The sequence below is a fragment of the Rhizobium etli 8C-3 genome, from assembly GCF_001908375.1.
GTDB lineage: Bacteria > Pseudomonadota > Alphaproteobacteria > Rhizobiales > Rhizobiaceae > Rhizobium > Rhizobium etli_B.
On record NZ_CP017241.1, the window covers coordinates 1,420,220 to 1,436,466 of the forward strand.

Here is a 16,247-nt window from a genome sequence, read left to right on the forward strand (position 1 = left end):
CAACCAGCTGAAAGGACCTGTCATGGCACTCGGCCGTACACTCACGCTTGCCCGCGAAGACGGCGCCGCCGCCTTCGATCTCGTCTGCATCACCGAGCAGCGGTCTCTCGAAATCAACAACGAAGAGATCGACATCACCAAGCCATCCTGCACAGATCCGGGCTCGAAACTCGTCCTGGCGCTGATGTATGGCGTCCAGTCGATCCGCTTTTCGGGGCAGGGCGCCTTCGTCGACAACGCGACGATGAAGGCCGTCTCGGCCGATGCCGTCAACCAGGTCGTCAAGACATATCAGGTAACAGTGCCAGGCGTCGGCACCTTCGAGGGCGATATGCTCATCTCGATGACGTTCTCCGGCGACAAGACCAACGAGCTGCAGGCTGATATCCGCTGCTCGATGACCGGCACTGTGGTGTTCGTCGCGGCGGTGTAAGGGGAGAATTCTCATGCAATTGCCAGCCAACACCCTTCGTGGTGAAGCGCCGTTGAAGATCGGTTCGGTAGACTTGATAGTTGTCATCGAATTCGGGCGCCTCGTTTCCCTTTCGAAAGCCGTCGGGACTGATAGCCTCGATGAGCTCTACCGCCGACTTCTCGGTTTCGAACCGTGGACTGTCGCTTGCGCGTTGCGATGCCTCGTGCTGCATGAGGACGGACCGGAAAAGGAAGCGGCACTCGCCGCAAAAGCAATTAGTGAATTGAGTGTCGCGGACGAGGCTGCCTGGCAAAAGGCAATGAACACCGCGATGCTCTCTCATATCGAGGCTGGCCGAAAGATCAGGAACGACGCGCCGCTCTTCGATCAAGTGGAGACAGCCGTCTCGGGGGAGCGAGCGAGCCCCTCCTAATCGATCATATTCGAACGCTATTTCGAATTGCGACGGCGCCAGGTCAGTTAGGGTGGACACCATCGACCTTCTGGAAAGCAACCGCCCAAGAATTTGAAATGGCCATGGAGGGGCTCTCCGGCAAATTCCGTCATCAACCGCTGGTATCTCGCGAACAGATGAGACGGCTGGCTCTAATGCATGGCAAGAAAAAGTCGCTTCGTGACCATCCTCGCCACACAGTCATCGGTGCGCGATAGTCGTTACAGTTCACCCCCGCTCAAACGGTGGAGGATCGAACTATAGGGAAGTCGCGCGATGACCGTTGCGGTCGTTCCCAGCCGCGCCGTCACCATTGCCGCGCATAGCGGCGATGGCTGGCCTATCCTGATGCAGAAGCTTGTCGGGCTGTCGATAAAGTTCATGCCGCGGACATTCGCCGCCAAGATCGTGCGGCCGTCGGGTGCAGCTTTGATCGGCGGAATGACGATGAACCTCATGCCGCCGATCCAGATAGCCATGATCGACAACAGCACCAGCAATAGCAGAACAGGCATCAGCGTTTTCATCTCTTCCCCCGGCTGTACCGGCAGAGATTAGCGAAAGCCATCCGCTTAACAAGAAGGCTGAAAATGACGCGTCCAGATATCCCGATTACGTTTACTGCGAATGCGAGGTCAGTAAGGGCTGCTTTTGCTCAGGTGCGAGCGGAAGCAGCGATGACGGCATCATCAGTCGCTGGTCTCGCGACCAAACTTCGGTCTGGCATCTCGGGTCTAGCGGGAGTGGTGGCGAGTGGTCCCGCCGGGATCGTGGCGTCTTTGGGCATCAGCGGATTAGCGACCGCCGTGCAGGCTTCGATTGAATCGATCGTCCAATTGGGCAAGACGGCAAAGCTCGCTGGCGTCAACTTCAAGGATTTTCAGGAGCTGAAATATGCTGCTGACCAAAACCTGATTGGCGTGGACGCTTTGGCGGACGGGCTAAAGGAACTGCAGCTCCGAACGGATGAATTCGTACAGACTGGGCAAGGACCGGCTGCCGAGAGCTTTCAGCGGTTGGGGCTTGACGCAAAGACGCTCGCGGCGGGTCTCAAGGATCCCGCGAAACTATTCGAAACCGTGATCGACAGAATAAAGCAGCTCGATAAGGCTGCTCAAATCCGCATCATGGACGAGTTGTTCGGAGGCACTGCCGCCGAACAATTTATAGGCTTCGTCGAGAAGGGATCGCGCTCGATCAAAGATCTTCGCTCCGAAGGCGAGGCTTTCGGTATCGTCATGGACGAGGAGTTCTTGAAGAAGGCTGAGGAAGCCAACCGGAAGTTCAACGCGCTATCCACTGTCGTCGGCGTAACGCTCAAAAGTGCGATCGTTTCCGCCGCCGACAGCCTCTATGAATTCATTGACGGCTTCCGCGATTTCCAGAACCAGCAGAGCAGCACTCTTGAAACTCGCATCAAAGAGATAGGCGAGCAGAGCCTCGAACTCGAAACGCAAATTCTGAAGTTGAAGGATGCCGGTCGGAACGGGTCGGAGAAGCTTTCCGATACCGCGCGCGATCTTGGATTTGAGACGAGTAAGAACACTTTACTAGCTGGAGTGGAAGGACAGGTCGCAGCGCTTGAGGAGCAGCGGAAACAGCTGACCGATGAGGCTGCAAAAATCACTGATGTCTTGAATGGGCGCATTAAGCCCATGGATCGCCCCGCAGGCGAGACGTGGACGCCGCCCGTCGTTCCGCCTGCAACATCGAACTCAGGTCGATCGGGATCAACCAAGGCTGCGAGGGAAGAGAAGAATGCCGTCGACGATGTCATCGCATCGCTGAAGGAAGAAATCGCACTTGTCGGTGCCTCCGATGTTGAACGCGAAAAGATGGTGCAGCTGCGTCGCGCCGGCGTCGAGGCGACGTCGGCCGAGGGAAAGCAGATTTCATCGCTTGTCGAGCAGCTGCACCGGCAGGAAGAGGCCGAGCGGTTGGTGACCGAGCAGCGGGAACGCGGGATCGAGGCCGCGGAACGGCTCGGCCAGACGATGGACGACCAGTTGCTGCGCATCGTCGACGGCACATTCGACGCCCGCGACGCTCTTGCCGCGCTGGTGCAGGAGATCCTTAATGCGACAACGAATGGCAAAGGTCTGTTCGGCTCGCTGTTTAGCGCTCTGGCAAGCGGTTTCGGGGGTGGCAACGCATCCTCGCTGAATTCCTCCATCAACTTTACCGGCGCGAACACGACACTCAGCGATTTTCTCGGCTATGGCGGCGCGCGCGCAGGCGGCGGCGACGTGACGCCGGGTCGCATCTACCGGGTGAATGAGTACGAGGACGAGTTCTTCGCCCCGTCTCAACACGGGCGCATCATCGCGCCCTCTAAGCTCCGCGGGACCGCTGCGGCATCCGAAACCGGCCGCTCTCTCGTCGAAATCCGTCTTGGCGAAGGGCTCGTCGGCGAAATCCTGCAGCAAAGCGCTGATCAGTCTGTCCAGATCGTGCGGACGAACAACGAGGCGCAGGCGAATTACCGGCAGAACGGCGGGACACTCTGATGGCGGCGCAAATCATCACGCTTCCGAGCGTCATCTATAGCCAGGTCGACTTCAAACCCGTGCGGCCGGGCGATACGAACCAGATGGACGGCCGTCGCAGCGAAAGCCAGATCTTCGGGACGCCCTACTGGATCGCCAAATACACGGCGGAGAGGCTGACGACCGTCGAGGCAGCGACATTCGATGCCTTTGAGATGGATATCGAGGATGGCTGTCTCATCGAGGCCTATGACGCGCATCGTCCTCGACCGATCGCTTACCAGGGCAGCAATCCACTTTCCGGCGTGAAGGCGGGCGGGGGTGCCTTTAATGGTGATGCCGTCCTGCAGTCGATCACGAACAGCCGGGCGATCGTCGTCAGTGGGCTGCCCGCGAATTTCCAGCTGTCAAAGGGCGACTATCTGGAAATCCGCAAATCGACCTACAAGCGGTCGCTGCACAGAATAATGGCGAACGCCGTTGCCAGCGGTGCTGGCGTCGTCGCGCTCTCGATCCGCTTCGGCCTAGATCTCGGCGTCTTCACGCTGCCCTGCACAGTGCGCTTCGAAAAGCCGACCTGCCTGATGATGGCCAACAAGGGCAGCTTCAGCATGCCGAAGACATGGCCGAACTACACCGCAAGCTTTTCCGCAACGGAGTTTTTCCCCAATGAGCCTTGATCCTGCCGTCCAGGCCGTTGTCGACAAGGGGCGCATCGTCCGTCTCGATCTCATCCGCTTCGATATTCCCGGCAAGACTGTCGGCTATCATCGCGGCGGCCGTCCCTACACCTATAACGGCCTCACCTATCTACCGAACCGATACCTGCAGATGGGCGGGGCGAGCAGCGCACTTGGCATTGCCGTGACGACGCGGACGATTGTGTTTTCGAATATTCCGGTCGCCGATCCTGACGACGCCATTGCGCAATTGGAGAACTATAACTATCCGAATGCGCCGGTGATCATCTCGCACCTGGCAGGCGATCCGGACACCGATGAAGTCCTCGGCGTGCTGGCCTCGACGATCTATGAGATCGACCAAGTGCGCTACAACAAGGGCGCGCTTACCGGTTCCGAACGGACATTGACGCTCTCGATCGATCTGCAGCCGCCCGGCCGATCGGCGCGCGGCACAACGGGCGCCAAGCGCAGCCAGGCCGAACAGCAGTTCGACAATCTGGCGAGCGACACATTCTTCGAATATGCGGCGACGATCGGCAGCATGCCGGAAGAGTGGGGGCAGCGATGAACCGTTTCCGCATCGTGGAAGCTGCCCTGGATCGCGAGGATGCGAAGCCGTATCTGCCCGGCGTTTCCGACTGCCTGTTCATGGGCTTTGCCGTTGTCGACGATCTGACGGGCTCTTCGTTGGCGAAGAAATTTGCCAGGGCCTACCGGACGCTCGCCAGTTCGCAGCGGGCGCTTCGCAGGCGCGGCTTTTCGAGCTTGGTCGACGCATGGTCGGCGGAACTTCAGCAGGAGCCGAGGGCGCCGGCGGCTGCGCGCTTCGGCGACATCGCTATCGTCCGCACCGCCGATGGCGTCGAACATGTCGCCGTCTGCATCGGAACGCGCTTCCGTTCAAAGACCGAGAAAGGCCGTGTTGATTTTGGCCTCTCGGATGTCATCGCATCCTTTCACATCGGTTGATCTGAATGCCCATTTTCACAGGTATTGCGGCCGCCATTAGCGGCGCGCTGTTTGCTGGCTCGGCGATAGCGACGTCGCTCATTGCGGGCGGCCTGGCCTTTGCTGTGCAGCTCGGCATGAGCTACCTCAATCGGCAGAAAAAGCAGAAATACACGGCCGTTCAAGGCGAGGTGCAATTTGGAGCCGACGTCCCGGCTGGGACCGGCTTCGGACTTCTGCCGGTCATGGGGCAGCGCGTCTATTATGCCAAGTGGGGGAAGGGCAACAAGTTCAATGCCGATGTCTTCGCGCTGGCAAACGGCTGGTGCGATGGACTTGAGCCCTACGTCTATTTCTACGGCCAGAAGTACAATCTGATTGCTCGCGATATCATCGACAATGAGGTGGCACATTATTGGGTCGAGGGCTTTGAGTCGCACATTTCCATCCGCTTCTATGACGGAAGGCCGGGGCAGGGGCCGGATACCAAGCTTGTCGCCGACACCGCCAATCTCGGCAAAACATGGAAGGCGACCAGCGTTGGCGCCGGCATCTGCTATGTCGTTGTCGAGCGCAGGTATGATAGCGACAAGTTCTCGAAGGGGCGCCCGGATTTCAAGTGGGTCTTACGCGGCCTTCGCGAATATGATCCGCGCAAGGACTCGACGGTTGCGGGCGGGTCCGGCCCGCAGCGTCTCGACAATCCTGCGACCTGGGCGCACACGACGAACCCTGCCGTTCACCGGCTGAACTACCAACTCGGCCTTCGCGGTCTGCTTTCCGGCCGCACGTTGATCGGCGAAGGCAAAAGCCTCGGGCAGATCGACCTTGCGACTTACTTCCTGTCGATGAACGTCTGCGACACGGTTCGCGCCGGCAAGAAGACCTATGAATGCTCGCTGTGGGTCGATGGCGAGATGGACCATACAGAGATCCTGAAAGAGTTCGACGACGCCATGGCGGGCTACGGGCTCAACCGGCGCGGCCTCTCCGGTGTCATTCCCGGCGCGCCGCAAATCCCGGTGCTGACGCTCACTGCCAATGACATTCCCGTTGACCGGCCTCAGGAAATCCAGCGGCGCAAATCGGCCTTCGATCTCTACAACTATATTTCCGGGCAGTTTACCTCGATCGAGAGCATGTGGGAGCCGGAGAGCCTGAAGCCGGTCACCGTTAACGCGGATATCGCGGCCGACGGCCGCCGGCGGCAGACGACGAACGATTTCCTGCAGGTGACCGATCCGGACATCGCGCAATACCTGCTCAACATTCGCTACCGGCAGAACCGTAAGGGCGGCAGTGCCACGGTGCCGGTGAGCCGTCGCGTCGGCCTCGCCGTGCAGGAAGGCGAGTGGATATCGTTCGAGGGCGTGACTTGGCTGATCACTGAATGGCAGTGTGACGAGAACTTCCGCTTCACGCTGAAGTTGGCCGAAACTGGTTCCGATATCTATGACGATGGCGACATCGAGCCGGGTCCGATCGTCATCCCGCCGACGCCGCCGATCAATCCGTCGATGCTGTCGACGGTGCAAAACTTCAATGTTCAGGGTGGCATGATCACCGGCGACGGCGGTTACGACCAGCCCGCATTGAAGTTCACCTGGGACCCGCCGGATGATCCGACGATCACGGCCGTGCGCATCCAGTACCAGATCAACGGCGGCGGAGAGATGTTTCAAGAACAGTCGCTTGATCCGGAGAGCGGCGAATACACGACGACGAAGAATGTCCTGTCGGATGAACTCTACGCCGCGCGTGCGACGATCACGACGGTGCCTGATCGGCTGAAGACCTATACACCGTGGATTTTCGCGGCGACAAAGACCGGCATCATCGATCTCAATGTCGGGCTCGGCCAGGTCAACCAGGATGTGCTCGATCGCTTCCATCAGCTGCAGCAGGAGCTCGACGATAACCGGCCGCTGCTCGTGCAGCTGCAGGAGGCGTTCCAGTTGGCGACTTCGGTGTTCGAGCAATCGCGGCGGCGCCTGACAGCAGAGGTCGGCAGCAACAAGGCGATCTTCGACGAACAGATCGTCGCCATTGCCGACGATCTGAGCGCTGCGGCGGCGCAAACCACGACGATCTCTGCGAGCGTGGCGGGCCTTTCCGGTGAGGTCAGCAGCGCCACGGCACAAGGCCTCGTCAAATTCGGTGTTGCCGCCAATCAAAGCGGCGTCGATGCCCGGTTCTCCGTCTTCCTGCGCGGCTCGATCAATGACGTCTACAAGGAAAGCGGCTTTTACCTTGAACTCTACACCGAGGGAGGCGTGCAGAAGTCGCGCTTTGCGGTGCTTGCCGATCAGTTCGTCGTCACCGATGGCAGCATATCGACGCTGCCGATGGTGTTCGAAGGCGGCGCTTTGAAACTGCAGATCGCCAACATTGGGACGGTGACAGCTGGCATCCTGCAGAGCCCGAACGGCAAGATGGTGATTAATCTCAACGCGGGAACGATTGAGGTTTTCAGCTAATGGTGCGCCTGAAGTGGGGGCCGGATTATGAGGGCGTGGCGGCTCTGAAGATCACTAAGAACAACGCCGATGACCCGCTTACTACACCTGATTCTGCTGTTTCAAAGTTTCACTTCAACAGCAAATGGGACGCGAACGTCAGATTCGTCGGTCAGGACAAGCAAACTTATGCCGGGGGGAATGTTACAAGTTGGTATCCAGCGGGGACGAACAAGAACACATTCAAGCGGCTGAAGTGGGGTTCGGACCTCGGTTACAATAACGTCTTTTGGAAGGGTTCTTATTTTCAGGAATCCGGACAGCTTGATTATGAATTGCCACTGTTCGACCTCAAGCCGGTCACAAGCGACGGGTGGACAATTTATTGTAACATTCAAAAAGCGACAGGGGAGCTAGACACCAAGTGGTATAGCTACCCAATGATCTATGCCGGGTGGGCCAAAGGGTACTTGCTGGACATCGGCGGTGACTTCCCACTTGACGGAGTGTCTTTTACCGCCTTGTGCGCGTACTGCGAAGGCTCAACGTGGGGTCCGGGCCGCAGTGTGCAGGCCATCGTTTATAACCTGCCCGGCGACGATGCGGACATCCTGTATCCGGCGACGACACCGGTTCCGGGACAAAAAGTCGTGCAGATAACGAGTGATTTCTGTCGCGTGGCAAAGCCGGGCTACGCTGTGACCGACATTGCGGCAAAGCTCGCCTTTGACAGTTCGAACCGCCCGGCCAAAGTCATCGCGTCCGGTGATATCGCGCTTCCGAGCGGTGTCGTCACGACGTTTGATTTCTCCGCTAACCTTGTGGGAATTAACGTCGATTCCTCATCGATCGTTGTCGATGTTATTCAGTACAAAGGATCAACGATTGTCTTTCCGGCAACCATCCCCGATGACGAGGACGACTATGGTTGCCCCTACCGCGTCAACGGGCAAACGATCGAATTCAATAATACCGGTTCCGCTTGCCGCGCACGCTTCATCGTCATCGCACAGGACGATTCCCCACCGACGTCCGGTTCAAACAAGGTATTCAGACAGGTCACTATTGGCGGCGATCCGGTGTTTCAGTTTCTCCGTCCCGGAGCGGCAAGCACTCCCAATCTTGCCGATGTGATCATAGATAGCCGCTGGCCGTGCCTCCAGATTATCAAGACCGGCGTCTTTTCCATCCCGAACAGTAGCGGCGCGGCACATAATACTGACATAGCATTCACAAGTGCGGGGCTGTTTCCGTTCGTCAAATACCATACGATTCATCCAGCGGGGCCGCTCCCATTTTCAAACAGTCTCGGCACGGTCAACAGTTCCGCGTCGGTCCAGAAAATCATTCGCCTTCCGCAAGTTGCCGCAGGTTTCGTCAGAAACGGGGAGTCGGGGGCGAAAACTTCTTACATCAGCGGCGAAACGACAGTTTGCGAGTTGACGACAAACCGGGCTCGATTCGTGACGTATCGCGGCGGTCCCTATCGCAAACAGTATGACGACGGGATTGAAACGATCTCCGTCAGGAACCCCGCGACGCAAATTCGCTATTACATCTTCGGCATCCCGGCTTGATACAGCCATTCCCGTTGCGGGGCGTTTAGGCACCTGCAACGAAATTCGCGACTGCAATCCCAGCTCAGAGGCACCTGAATGACCGCACCCTACACATCGGGGCAAGTAACCCTTGTCAATGGATCGGCCGCCGTGGTCGGCGTCGCAACCGGCTGGGCAACCGCGTTGATCGCCGGCGGCGTGCTGTTCGTCGAGGCGGACGGCAACGCGCTCCCGATCCTCGGCATCACCGACGACACGCACCTGACGGCCGCCGTGAAATGGAAGGGTGCCAGCGGCACCTATCCGTATGCGATCGTCCGCGACACCGCCTACCTGCAGCAATTGACGACCAATAGCCAGGCGCTGGCCGCGCTTGTTCAGGAGCTCGGCGGAGATGCCTTGACGGCGCTTGCTGCGCTTACGCCTGCGGCCAACAAGGTTCCGTACTTCAACGGTGAGGGGTCCGCCACATTGGCGGATTTCAGAACGAAGGGCCGTGCGATCGCCGCTGCGAATACGATGTCCGATCTGCTTTCGGAACTCGGTCCGGTGTTCGGCGGTATCTGCCCCGTCCCGTCCGCTGCCGGTGTCGGTCTAGCTGACGGAAACATGAACACAATCAACGTTCGAGGTGAATACACCATTGCGGGCGATTGGACCAACGGACCTGACGGGGCGGGTGCGGTCACGTACTCAGGTGTGCTTGATGTCATGGTGCGGACGTTCAATAACTTCTTTAAGCAAATATTCTATCGTTCAGGCGGTCGCATATATTCACGCGAATCGACCGATGGCGCGACTTGGACTACTTGGCTTCTTGATCCTGCGCTTAACACCGCTAACACCTGGACCGCGATACAAACGTTTTCCACCGCAACGGCCTTCAGTGCTTCGATAACGGTTGATGCCGGATCAAGTTACAGTGCGATACTCTTAAATCGATCTGGCATGAATGCCGCGATTGAGGCTCTTGCATCACCTGCTTTCCAACTTGGAACGCAAACAGCGCATCCCGTGATTTTTCGGGTTAACAACGTAGAGCGCGCCCGATTCGAGCCGACAAACGGTGACTTTCTAATTGGCACAACTGCGACGATCGACCCTGCGAGCGGTTCAACGGTAGGCTTGAACGTGCGTTGTTCAACCGGGCGCATGTGGCGGCGGGTGAGCGGCTATAATCCGTTTATTCAGGCGCGGCTTGTTTCTGAGGGCACTCTTCAGGAATTTTACTACGGTGCGTCGAGCGTCGGAACAATTGCCGTTACGTCAACATCGACAACTTTCAACACGACGTCGGATTACCGCCTGAAGACGAACGTTGAACCGCTCGTGACGTTCTCGGTTGAGCCGGAAGATTTCGCATCACTTAATAACGCGTTGCTCCGCGTTCTCGCATATCGCCCCGTTTCCTATAACTGGATTGCCACAGGTGAGCTTTCTCACGGGTTCATTGCTCACGAGCTACAAGGGGCGGCACCGCACGCTGTCACGGGTGAAAAAGACGCGATACGCAAGATTGGCAGAATAACGCTGCCAGATCGCGAAGAACAGCGCGAAATCCTCTTGCCGGATCGCATCGGGGAACGCGAAGTAATCGATCCGGTGACCGGTGAAACATACGTCGAGACGTACACGATCAAGGGTGAGACTCGCATAGAGACGTATACGGTCAAAGGGTCCGTACTGGAGAACGTTGACCAAAGTGAAATGGTCGAGGGCGCGACCTGGGAAGAAACCGGGGAAGTCCCGGTGTATCAGGTCGTTGACCACAGCAAGCTCGTTCCCGATCTCGTTGCCGCCGTTCAGGCGCTGACCATGACGGTGCTCGAATTGCGCCGGGAAGTGGACACTCTAAAGAGCGCCTAGCAGAACATCGCGGCGTTGTGGTTTTTGCAAATGAAACGGGCCGCACCCCAGCCGATGCGACCCGTCCTAATGGAGCGACGGTACACATTACAGCCGCCGCACGGTTAGGTAGCATAAGCGCTAGCTAATTTGAACTACCTCTTTTGGCGTAGTTTTCCCTTCCAATCTGGAGACTGAAATGTCTGAACCGCACTGGATCACCAGGGCGCGCAGCTTTATTGGCATGCGCGAAATTCCCGGCCCGAAACACGAGCCTCGCATCCTGAAATTCTGGGAGCTGATCAAGGCGCCCTTTCGCGACGACGAAACGAGCTGGTGCGGCGCTTTCGTCGGTGGCGTCCTGTCGGCTTCCGGCCTGCCGATCGTCGGCGGTGCTGCCGCGGCGCGTTCGTGGTTGAAGCTGCCGACGAAGCTTTCCGGTCCCGTCGCCGGCTGCGTCGTCGTCTTCTGGCGCGGCTCTCCGCAAGGATGGTCCGGTCACGTGGGTTTCGTCGTGGGCCGCGATCGGAACGGCAATCTCATGGTGCTCGGCGGCAACCAGGCAGACATGGTAAGCATCAGGCCTTTCGCCAAGGCACGTGTCCTCGGCTATCGCTGGCCCGATCCGGATACCGCGCCGCAGGCGCGTGAGCTGCCGATCCTGTCCAGCGACGGCAAGGTCTCCACCAATGAGGCGTAGGAACCCGCATGGGCTCTTCGAGTGGGGCCGACGGCGCCTGCTGATCTACCTGACGCTACTTTTCTGCGGCGTTGCGGCGACAGCCATCCTTGTCGTTGCGCTACAGGGGACGAGTACGGCGCTGCTGATCGCTCTCGTCGGCGCGATCTTCAGCCTCGCTGGAGCGACGCTCGGTTCATACATCTTCGGCGCCCAATGGGACACGAACAACGCCCGCAACGCCGGCGTGACCGAGTTGACTATCGGCGACGACCCTCCGGAAGGATATGCCGGATGATGGCAAAGATCCTCATGTGGCTGACGATTGCGCTGGCGGCCGTCGCAGTCGGCCTCGGCGTCATGCTTGCAATCAGCTGGGGCAATGTCGACAAGCTGGAGGCGGAGAAGGCCGTCATTCAGCGGGAGCTCGATGAGACGGCGGCCGATCTCAAGGTGTCGACCGACAACCACAATCGCATGCTGTCGGAGAAGAACCGCATGCTGGCGTCCGAGCGCGAGCGCGCCGCCGCTGAACAGAGCGCCGCCGTTCAGAGCGCGCGCATAGCCAAGGATATCGAATATGCGACGGACGGTACGAAATGCCGTGATAGCGATCCTATGCAGCGCGTTTTGCGCGGGCTGTGGAACGCAGAACATCGTCAAGGTGCCGGAGGCGTCGATCCGTTACCAGACGCAGGACGATCCGGAAGCGCAGCTGGTGTGTCCGGAGCCGCCGGCGGCGATCAATCCCGACACGGCAACTGACCGCCAGGTCGCAGGCTACGTGCTCGGTCTGCGCGACGGATACGGCACCTGCTACCGCTCGGTCACGACATATAAAATCTATCGCAAGGGAACAGCGAATGTCGCCAACTGAATTTGATCCCCGGATGCATCAGCAAATGGGGGAAGTGCTTGCCGAAATTCGCAATCTTCGCGACGCCTTTCGCCAATCGGAGATCAAGTCGGACAATAGTCGTGCCACCATGCATCAGCGCATGGATATGCTGGTCGACCGCGTAGGCAAGGTTGAAGGCAACGTCGCGGCCGTTCAGGAAGATATTTCAGAGATGCGGCCTGTAACGGACGATGTGAAGCGCTGGAAGCTTATGGGAATCGGTGCTCTTGCCGTAATCGGCATCGGCGGCATGGCGATGGGTGTGACGTTCGCGGACGCTATCCGGCGGATCGGGTCGATTATCCTAGGACGCTAGTGGCGAAACATGTGCTCTGACGTAGAGACTTTTGCCCTGACGAACGGTTGATAACCGCGGCGCACGGCCATGCTCCTTGGGCAGGGTAACACTGCGAACGGGAAGAACATGTTGCGCATGCTCGAATTGCAGACAACATCTTGCGTCCCGTTTTCGCTGAGTTGGAGGCTTTTATGCGGAGGTTGCCCTGATTTCTGGTTGCGGCGAGGGAGTTAAACCAAGGCCGCCATCTCAGCATCGAGAGCCCAACTGTGTAATCCTGGATTCATCGCAATCATCCCGGAGATACCAAAGCTGGCGAGTATCACGATGTAAGTGAATGTGCAGTTCGCCTGATTGGCTCTCTCCATAATGCCGTCCATGTATTCCGCCAAGCCTTCGATGATCGAGGAGACAACGACTTGAAACCGCCAGTGATGTCCGATTATCGCGGATCGAATTTGGCCGTCGGGGGAGGCCTCCATTTCTGCGGCTGAATTTGTGATGAAGATTACAGCGCTGAAAATTTCATCCCAATTCAGATCCGAGAAGTCATTGGGTATTTGGCCGTGACGTCTCTTGCCTTCAAAGATGACTCGGAACTCGTCAAACCAAGTTACAGGCCGCCCCTTGATGATCGTCGCCCCGAGCCATTTCGGTTCGTTCGGAATTTGGGCCTTAGCCCAACGCACGCGGCCATCATAACGCCAGCTAAGGAGGCTGCGAGCGTTTTCCGCCGTTACAACTCCATATTCCGATATTGATTTGCAAAAAGCGAGGAGGTCCCGGGCTCCACCTCCGAGTCGTGCAAGATCCCGCATAACGTCAGACGTGATTGTGCAACAGATGCGGACCTTTTCAGGCATCCCCTCCGTTATGATCGAATGAGCGAGGCAAGCCGCATGGGGCCCGTCTACTACACTTATCACGGCAATATGATCGATATCTTCCCAAGCAATTGCGAACGATTGGAATTCGTTCTGCCCCCTGATTGGACGCCCACCTTGCCATTCGAGAATTCTTGCGCGTGCCTGGTTCAAGTTGTGATCGCAAAGGTTCTCGAAATAGGATTTGCCTTCTGTCGCATTGATAAAGAGCAGGGATCTGCCAACAGCGATTATCATGTCAGCCGGCTCTCTACCGTTCCCCCATAGGGCTGGATGAAATGTCGACCTCGAACTAATCGAATGCTTCGAATACGAGGCTACAAGTTCTTCTTGAAGTGTTCTCGATTTTTTCCTGGCCACCGGCCCCTCCTTCAACGGAAGCTAAGGAAGCAGGGAGATGGAGAGAAGTCTAGGCGGTAGATGCGGTTGTCCCCGCTTTGAGGTGGTTCCAATCGAGAGCCGAAAATGTCCGGAATGCCGTGTCAAATTTCCGAATTTGGGCGTCCTGTGCGTCGACAGTCGGCTGATAACCGCGGCGCAGGGGAAATATTCCTGTAAGGCGGAAAATAGCCCGGCCTACTACTAACTTGATGTTGAGCGCCTCGATGCGTCGGTAGGCTACTACGAACTCAGCCTGCCTGAAGCTGGCGCAAGATTTCCGCCGCGAACGAAGGGCAAAAGTTCGTCCCGTATACCCGCCCATGCATCCAAAACGGCTTGCAGATGCTCAGTCGACAATGAGTTGCCAACTACTGACTGGATTCCCCGAAAATCAGGCTCGTCATTTAAAATTGCCGCTATTCCGAATTCCGATCTACTGATGAGGTGTGCCACATCATTCAAAGCAGTATCGGCATCGTAGGCATAGTAAGAATTGTTTTTGAATATCTCCGCTATCGTCAGAGCGATCCAATGCTGTCGCAAGGGCGACTGGGGATGAGTAAAAAGATGCTGGTTGAATGGGTCCCATTCTTTGCAGTCAAACAGGCGAAACAAAATGTAGACCGAGCTAAAAATCAGGCGGACGACTTTCTCAGGCGATCCATAGGCTTCCTGTAATGCTTGCTCCGCTTGCAAATTTGGCGGACGCGGCACTCCCTCGCGCATAACATCATAGGCCTTGTTTAGCGTGTATAATATTGCACCGGCGTCCGCGTCCATTTCGAGCGCCTGACGGATCAGTCCACCCTCAGAGCTTGTTTCACCGATAGCCTCACCTAAGACGGACGCCCCTTCTCGCTGTCGAAGCCAGTCCAAATGTCCAAATCGCAGATGTGTTACTTCATGAAAAAAAAGGAAGTCGAGGGCGGCGCCAAGCATGTAGTGAGCATAGATAGCGCGTACAGGGCACAGCGGGACAACACCTTGCCGATCGCGCGCTTGATTGATCAGATCGGTGACCAGATAGGGGATGTGTGCCCTCGATGCGTCTTCTTTGTTTGAATCCCCGATGTCTTTGAGAAATTGAGGCAGACTTAGTAAACGGCTAAACGTGTCCCGCAGGGTGAAATAGACACCGATGTTAAGCCCTACAAAATCAAAGTCCTCGGTAGGAGACGCGTAAGCAAATGCATTCAGCGAAGGGTGCGATGTCAGCCCATATGTAATAGGCCTGGGTCTGGCTGTGTAGTATTTATCAAGTGTAATATTACAATTATGCGTAAGTCTCATATGCAGACCAAGCATAAGCTTATACATATTTATTCGATGTCGACCTTCAAGAAAAAATATTCCTCCTTTGTTGTTGATAATTGATAGAATTTCGCTGTTTTCATGCTGCGGCAACGGTGGTATATAAATTTTATTCATGTTTCACATCAAGCCACGGCGGCCTGCTCAACGGGCAAGAGCACGAGTTTGTCATTTGTCAGCGGACGCTGCAACCTCCTTGCCTCCTCCCATGGTGCTGTCAGCCAGGTTTCGATTTCATCCACGTTCGACAAGATGACCGGCATGGCCTTCTCGTGGATCGGCGCCACGATGGCGTTCGGCTCGGTCGTCAGGAAACCGTAGAGATCCGCAGTCACCAAGCCTTCCTTGATCTTGCGGACGCTCTGCCATTGCGGCACCCAAAATCCAGCGAAGAACATCAGCGGACAATCCGGATCGGCCGCAAACCAGGCATTCGGCGTTCTGCCACCTTCGGGCTTGCTGGCCGAGTCCGGCTCGGCGAAGGCCGTGAAAGGAACGACGCAGCGAAATTCGACGCCGTGCCAGCGCTTCCAATGCTTGCTTTCGACATTGCGAACATTGGTGGTTCCGCCATCCGGCTCCATTTTCAGAAGCTCCTGGAAATCGACGTCCTTGCCTTTCTTTCGCAGGCTGTCCGCTCGTTTGGTCGCCGCCTGAAACAGCGCCTGTGACGAGCTCGGAAGGCCCCATCGCACGTTTGCCAGCTCCCGGCCGGCCGGTGTGTTGCGGACGATGGGCGCCATCCGGTCGGGCCATATCTCTTCGATCGGCTGCAGATTGCCGGTGCTGTCGATCATCGCGCGTGTGATCGCGCGGATTGCCTCCTGGTTACTCAGCATCCGGTAGAGATTGCACACATTTCCCTCCCTCGGCTCCCAATAGCCGCGTTTTGAAACTTCGTCAGTGTCGATGAACTGGCCGTTCCAGCGTGATTGAAATTCTGAGGCAGC

Annotated in this window: 17 protein-coding genes; 13 read left to right on the forward strand and 4 right to left on the reverse strand. The window is 57.4% G+C overall.

The window, feature by feature from the left end:
• Window positions 1–22 precede the first annotated feature (22 nt).
• Complete coding sequence (locus tag AM571_RS07195) at window positions 23–433, forward strand: phage tail tube protein (protein ID WP_074060830.1); 411 nt, start codon at window positions 23–25, stop codon at window positions 431–433.
• 13 nt (window positions 434–446) lie between these two features.
• Window positions 447–848, forward strand: a complete 402-nt coding sequence (locus tag AM571_RS07200; protein WP_074060831.1) for a hypothetical protein — start codon at window positions 447–449, stop codon at window positions 846–848.
• Window positions 849–1,090: 242 nt separating this feature from the next.
• Here the strand turns inward: AM571_RS07200 and AM571_RS36115 are convergent, their stop codons facing one another.
• The gene (locus AM571_RS36115; protein WP_074060832.1) at window positions 1,091–1,396 is read right to left on the reverse strand and encodes a hypothetical protein; all 306 of its coding nucleotides are present in this window, start codon (window positions 1,394–1,396) and stop codon (window positions 1,091–1,093) included.
• Between the two features lie 150 nt (window positions 1,397–1,546).
• Here AM571_RS36115 and AM571_RS07210 point away from each other — a divergent pair, with 150 nt between their 5' ends.
• The 11 genes from AM571_RS07210 (at window position 1,547) to AM571_RS07260 (ending at window position 12,739) form a co-directional block, all read left to right on the forward strand.
• Complete coding sequence (locus tag AM571_RS07210; protein ID WP_237358535.1) at window positions 1,547–3,376, forward strand: phage tail tape measure protein; 1,830 nt, start codon at window positions 1,547–1,549, stop codon at window positions 3,374–3,376.
• The gene (locus AM571_RS07215) at window positions 3,376–4,035 is read left to right on the forward strand and encodes a hypothetical protein (RefSeq protein WP_074060834.1); all 660 of its coding nucleotides are present in this window, start codon (window positions 3,376–3,378) and stop codon (window positions 4,033–4,035) included. Before AM571_RS07210 ends, AM571_RS07215 begins: the two co-directional genes overlap by 1 nt.
• Entirely contained in the window at window positions 4,025–4,606 is a 582-nt protein-coding gene (locus tag AM571_RS07220; protein WP_074060835.1) for a DUF2163 domain-containing protein, read from the forward strand. The genes AM571_RS07215 and AM571_RS07220 overlap by 11 nt, the downstream gene beginning before the upstream one ends.
• Entirely contained in the window at window positions 4,603–5,007 is a 405-nt protein-coding gene (locus AM571_RS07225; RefSeq protein ID WP_074060836.1) for a DUF6950 family protein, read from the forward strand. Before AM571_RS07220 ends, AM571_RS07225 begins: the two co-directional genes overlap by 4 nt.
• Window positions 5,008–5,012: 5 nt before the next feature.
• Complete coding sequence (locus AM571_RS07230) at window positions 5,013–7,463, forward strand: phage tail tip fiber protein (protein ID WP_074060837.1); 2,451 nt, start codon at window positions 5,013–5,015, stop codon at window positions 7,461–7,463.
• Window positions 7,463–9,019, forward strand: a complete 1,557-nt coding sequence (locus AM571_RS07235; RefSeq protein WP_074060838.1) for a hypothetical protein — start codon at window positions 7,463–7,465, stop codon at window positions 9,017–9,019. The genes AM571_RS07230 and AM571_RS07235 overlap by 1 nt, the downstream gene beginning before the upstream one ends.
• A gap of 78 nt (window positions 9,020–9,097) precedes the next feature.
• Entirely contained in the window at window positions 9,098–10,867 is a 1,770-nt protein-coding gene (locus tag AM571_RS07240) for a pyocin knob domain-containing S74 family peptidase (protein ID WP_074060839.1), read from the forward strand.
• 178 nt (window positions 10,868–11,045) lie between these two features.
• Window positions 11,046–11,546, forward strand: coding sequence for a TIGR02594 family protein (locus AM571_RS07245; RefSeq protein WP_074060840.1), 501 nt, complete (start codon window positions 11,046–11,048; stop codon window positions 11,544–11,546).
• Entirely contained in the window at window positions 11,536–11,823 is a 288-nt protein-coding gene (locus AM571_RS07250) for a hypothetical protein (protein ID WP_074060841.1), read from the forward strand. The genes AM571_RS07245 and AM571_RS07250 overlap by 11 nt, the downstream gene beginning before the upstream one ends.
• Window positions 11,820–12,290: a hypothetical protein gene (locus tag AM571_RS07255; protein ID WP_074060842.1), complete on the forward strand. Its 471-nt coding sequence runs from the start codon at window positions 11,820–11,822 to the stop codon at window positions 12,288–12,290. Before AM571_RS07250 ends, AM571_RS07255 begins: the two co-directional genes overlap by 4 nt.
• A gap of 98 nt (window positions 12,291–12,388) precedes the next feature.
• Window positions 12,389–12,739, forward strand: a complete 351-nt coding sequence (locus tag AM571_RS07260; protein WP_074060843.1) for a DUF1515 family protein — start codon at window positions 12,389–12,391, stop codon at window positions 12,737–12,739.
• Between the two features lie 212 nt (window positions 12,740–12,951).
• Here AM571_RS07260 and AM571_RS07265 read toward each other — a convergent pair whose 3' ends face one another.
• The 3 genes from AM571_RS07265 to AM571_RS07275 form a co-directional block, all read right to left on the reverse strand.
• Window positions 12,952–13,842: a hypothetical protein gene (locus AM571_RS07265; RefSeq protein ID WP_074060844.1), complete on the reverse strand. Its 891-nt coding sequence runs from the start codon at window positions 13,840–13,842 to the stop codon at window positions 12,952–12,954.
• 384 nt (window positions 13,843–14,226) lie between these two features.
• A complete protein-coding gene (locus AM571_RS07270; RefSeq protein WP_155774418.1) occupies window positions 14,227–15,414 on the reverse strand; it encodes a hypothetical protein in 1,188 nt (395 codons plus the stop codon).
• Window positions 15,415–15,422: 8 nt separating this feature from the next.
• Window positions 15,423–16,154, reverse strand: coding sequence for an SOS response-associated peptidase family protein (locus AM571_RS07275; protein WP_074063116.1), 732 nt, complete (start codon window positions 16,152–16,154; stop codon window positions 15,423–15,425).
• Window positions 16,155–16,247 lie beyond the last annotated feature (93 nt).

Coding starts and splice junctions, on each gene's coding strand:
- AM571_RS07195 (WP_074060830.1), top strand. CDS start 23: ATGGCACTCGGCCGTACACTCACGCTTGCCCGCGAAGACGGCGCCGCC.
- AM571_RS07200 (WP_074060831.1), top strand. CDS start 447: ATGCAATTGCCAGCCAACACCCTTCGTGGTGAAGCGCCGTTGAAGATC.
- AM571_RS36115 (WP_074060832.1), bottom strand. CDS start 1,396: ATGAAAACGCTGATGCCTGTTCTGCTATTGCTGGTGCTGTTGTCGATC.
- AM571_RS07210 (WP_237358535.1), top strand. CDS start 1,547: ATGACGGCATCATCAGTCGCTGGTCTCGCGACCAAACTTCGGTCTGGC.
- AM571_RS07215 (WP_074060834.1), top strand. CDS start 3,376: ATGGCGGCGCAAATCATCACGCTTCCGAGCGTCATCTATAGCCAGGTC.
- AM571_RS07220 (WP_074060835.1), top strand. CDS start 4,025: ATGAGCCTTGATCCTGCCGTCCAGGCCGTTGTCGACAAGGGGCGCATC.
- AM571_RS07225 (WP_074060836.1), top strand. CDS start 4,603: ATGAACCGTTTCCGCATCGTGGAAGCTGCCCTGGATCGCGAGGATGCG.
- AM571_RS07230 (WP_074060837.1), top strand. CDS start 5,013: ATGCCCATTTTCACAGGTATTGCGGCCGCCATTAGCGGCGCGCTGTTT.
- AM571_RS07235 (WP_074060838.1), top strand. CDS start 7,463: ATGGTGCGCCTGAAGTGGGGGCCGGATTATGAGGGCGTGGCGGCTCTG.
- AM571_RS07240 (WP_074060839.1), top strand. CDS start 9,098: ATGACCGCACCCTACACATCGGGGCAAGTAACCCTTGTCAATGGATCG.
- AM571_RS07245 (WP_074060840.1), top strand. CDS start 11,046: ATGTCTGAACCGCACTGGATCACCAGGGCGCGCAGCTTTATTGGCATG.
- AM571_RS07250 (WP_074060841.1), top strand. CDS start 11,536: ATGAGGCGTAGGAACCCGCATGGGCTCTTCGAGTGGGGCCGACGGCGC.
- AM571_RS07255 (WP_074060842.1), top strand. CDS start 11,820: ATGATGGCAAAGATCCTCATGTGGCTGACGATTGCGCTGGCGGCCGTC.
- AM571_RS07260 (WP_074060843.1), top strand. CDS start 12,389: ATGTCGCCAACTGAATTTGATCCCCGGATGCATCAGCAAATGGGGGAA.
- AM571_RS07265 (WP_074060844.1), bottom strand. CDS start 13,842: ATGATAATCGCTGTTGGCAGATCCCTGCTCTTTATCAATGCGACAGAA.
- AM571_RS07270 (WP_155774418.1), bottom strand. CDS start 15,414: ATGAATAAAATTTATATACCACCGTTGCCGCAGCATGAAAACAGCGAA.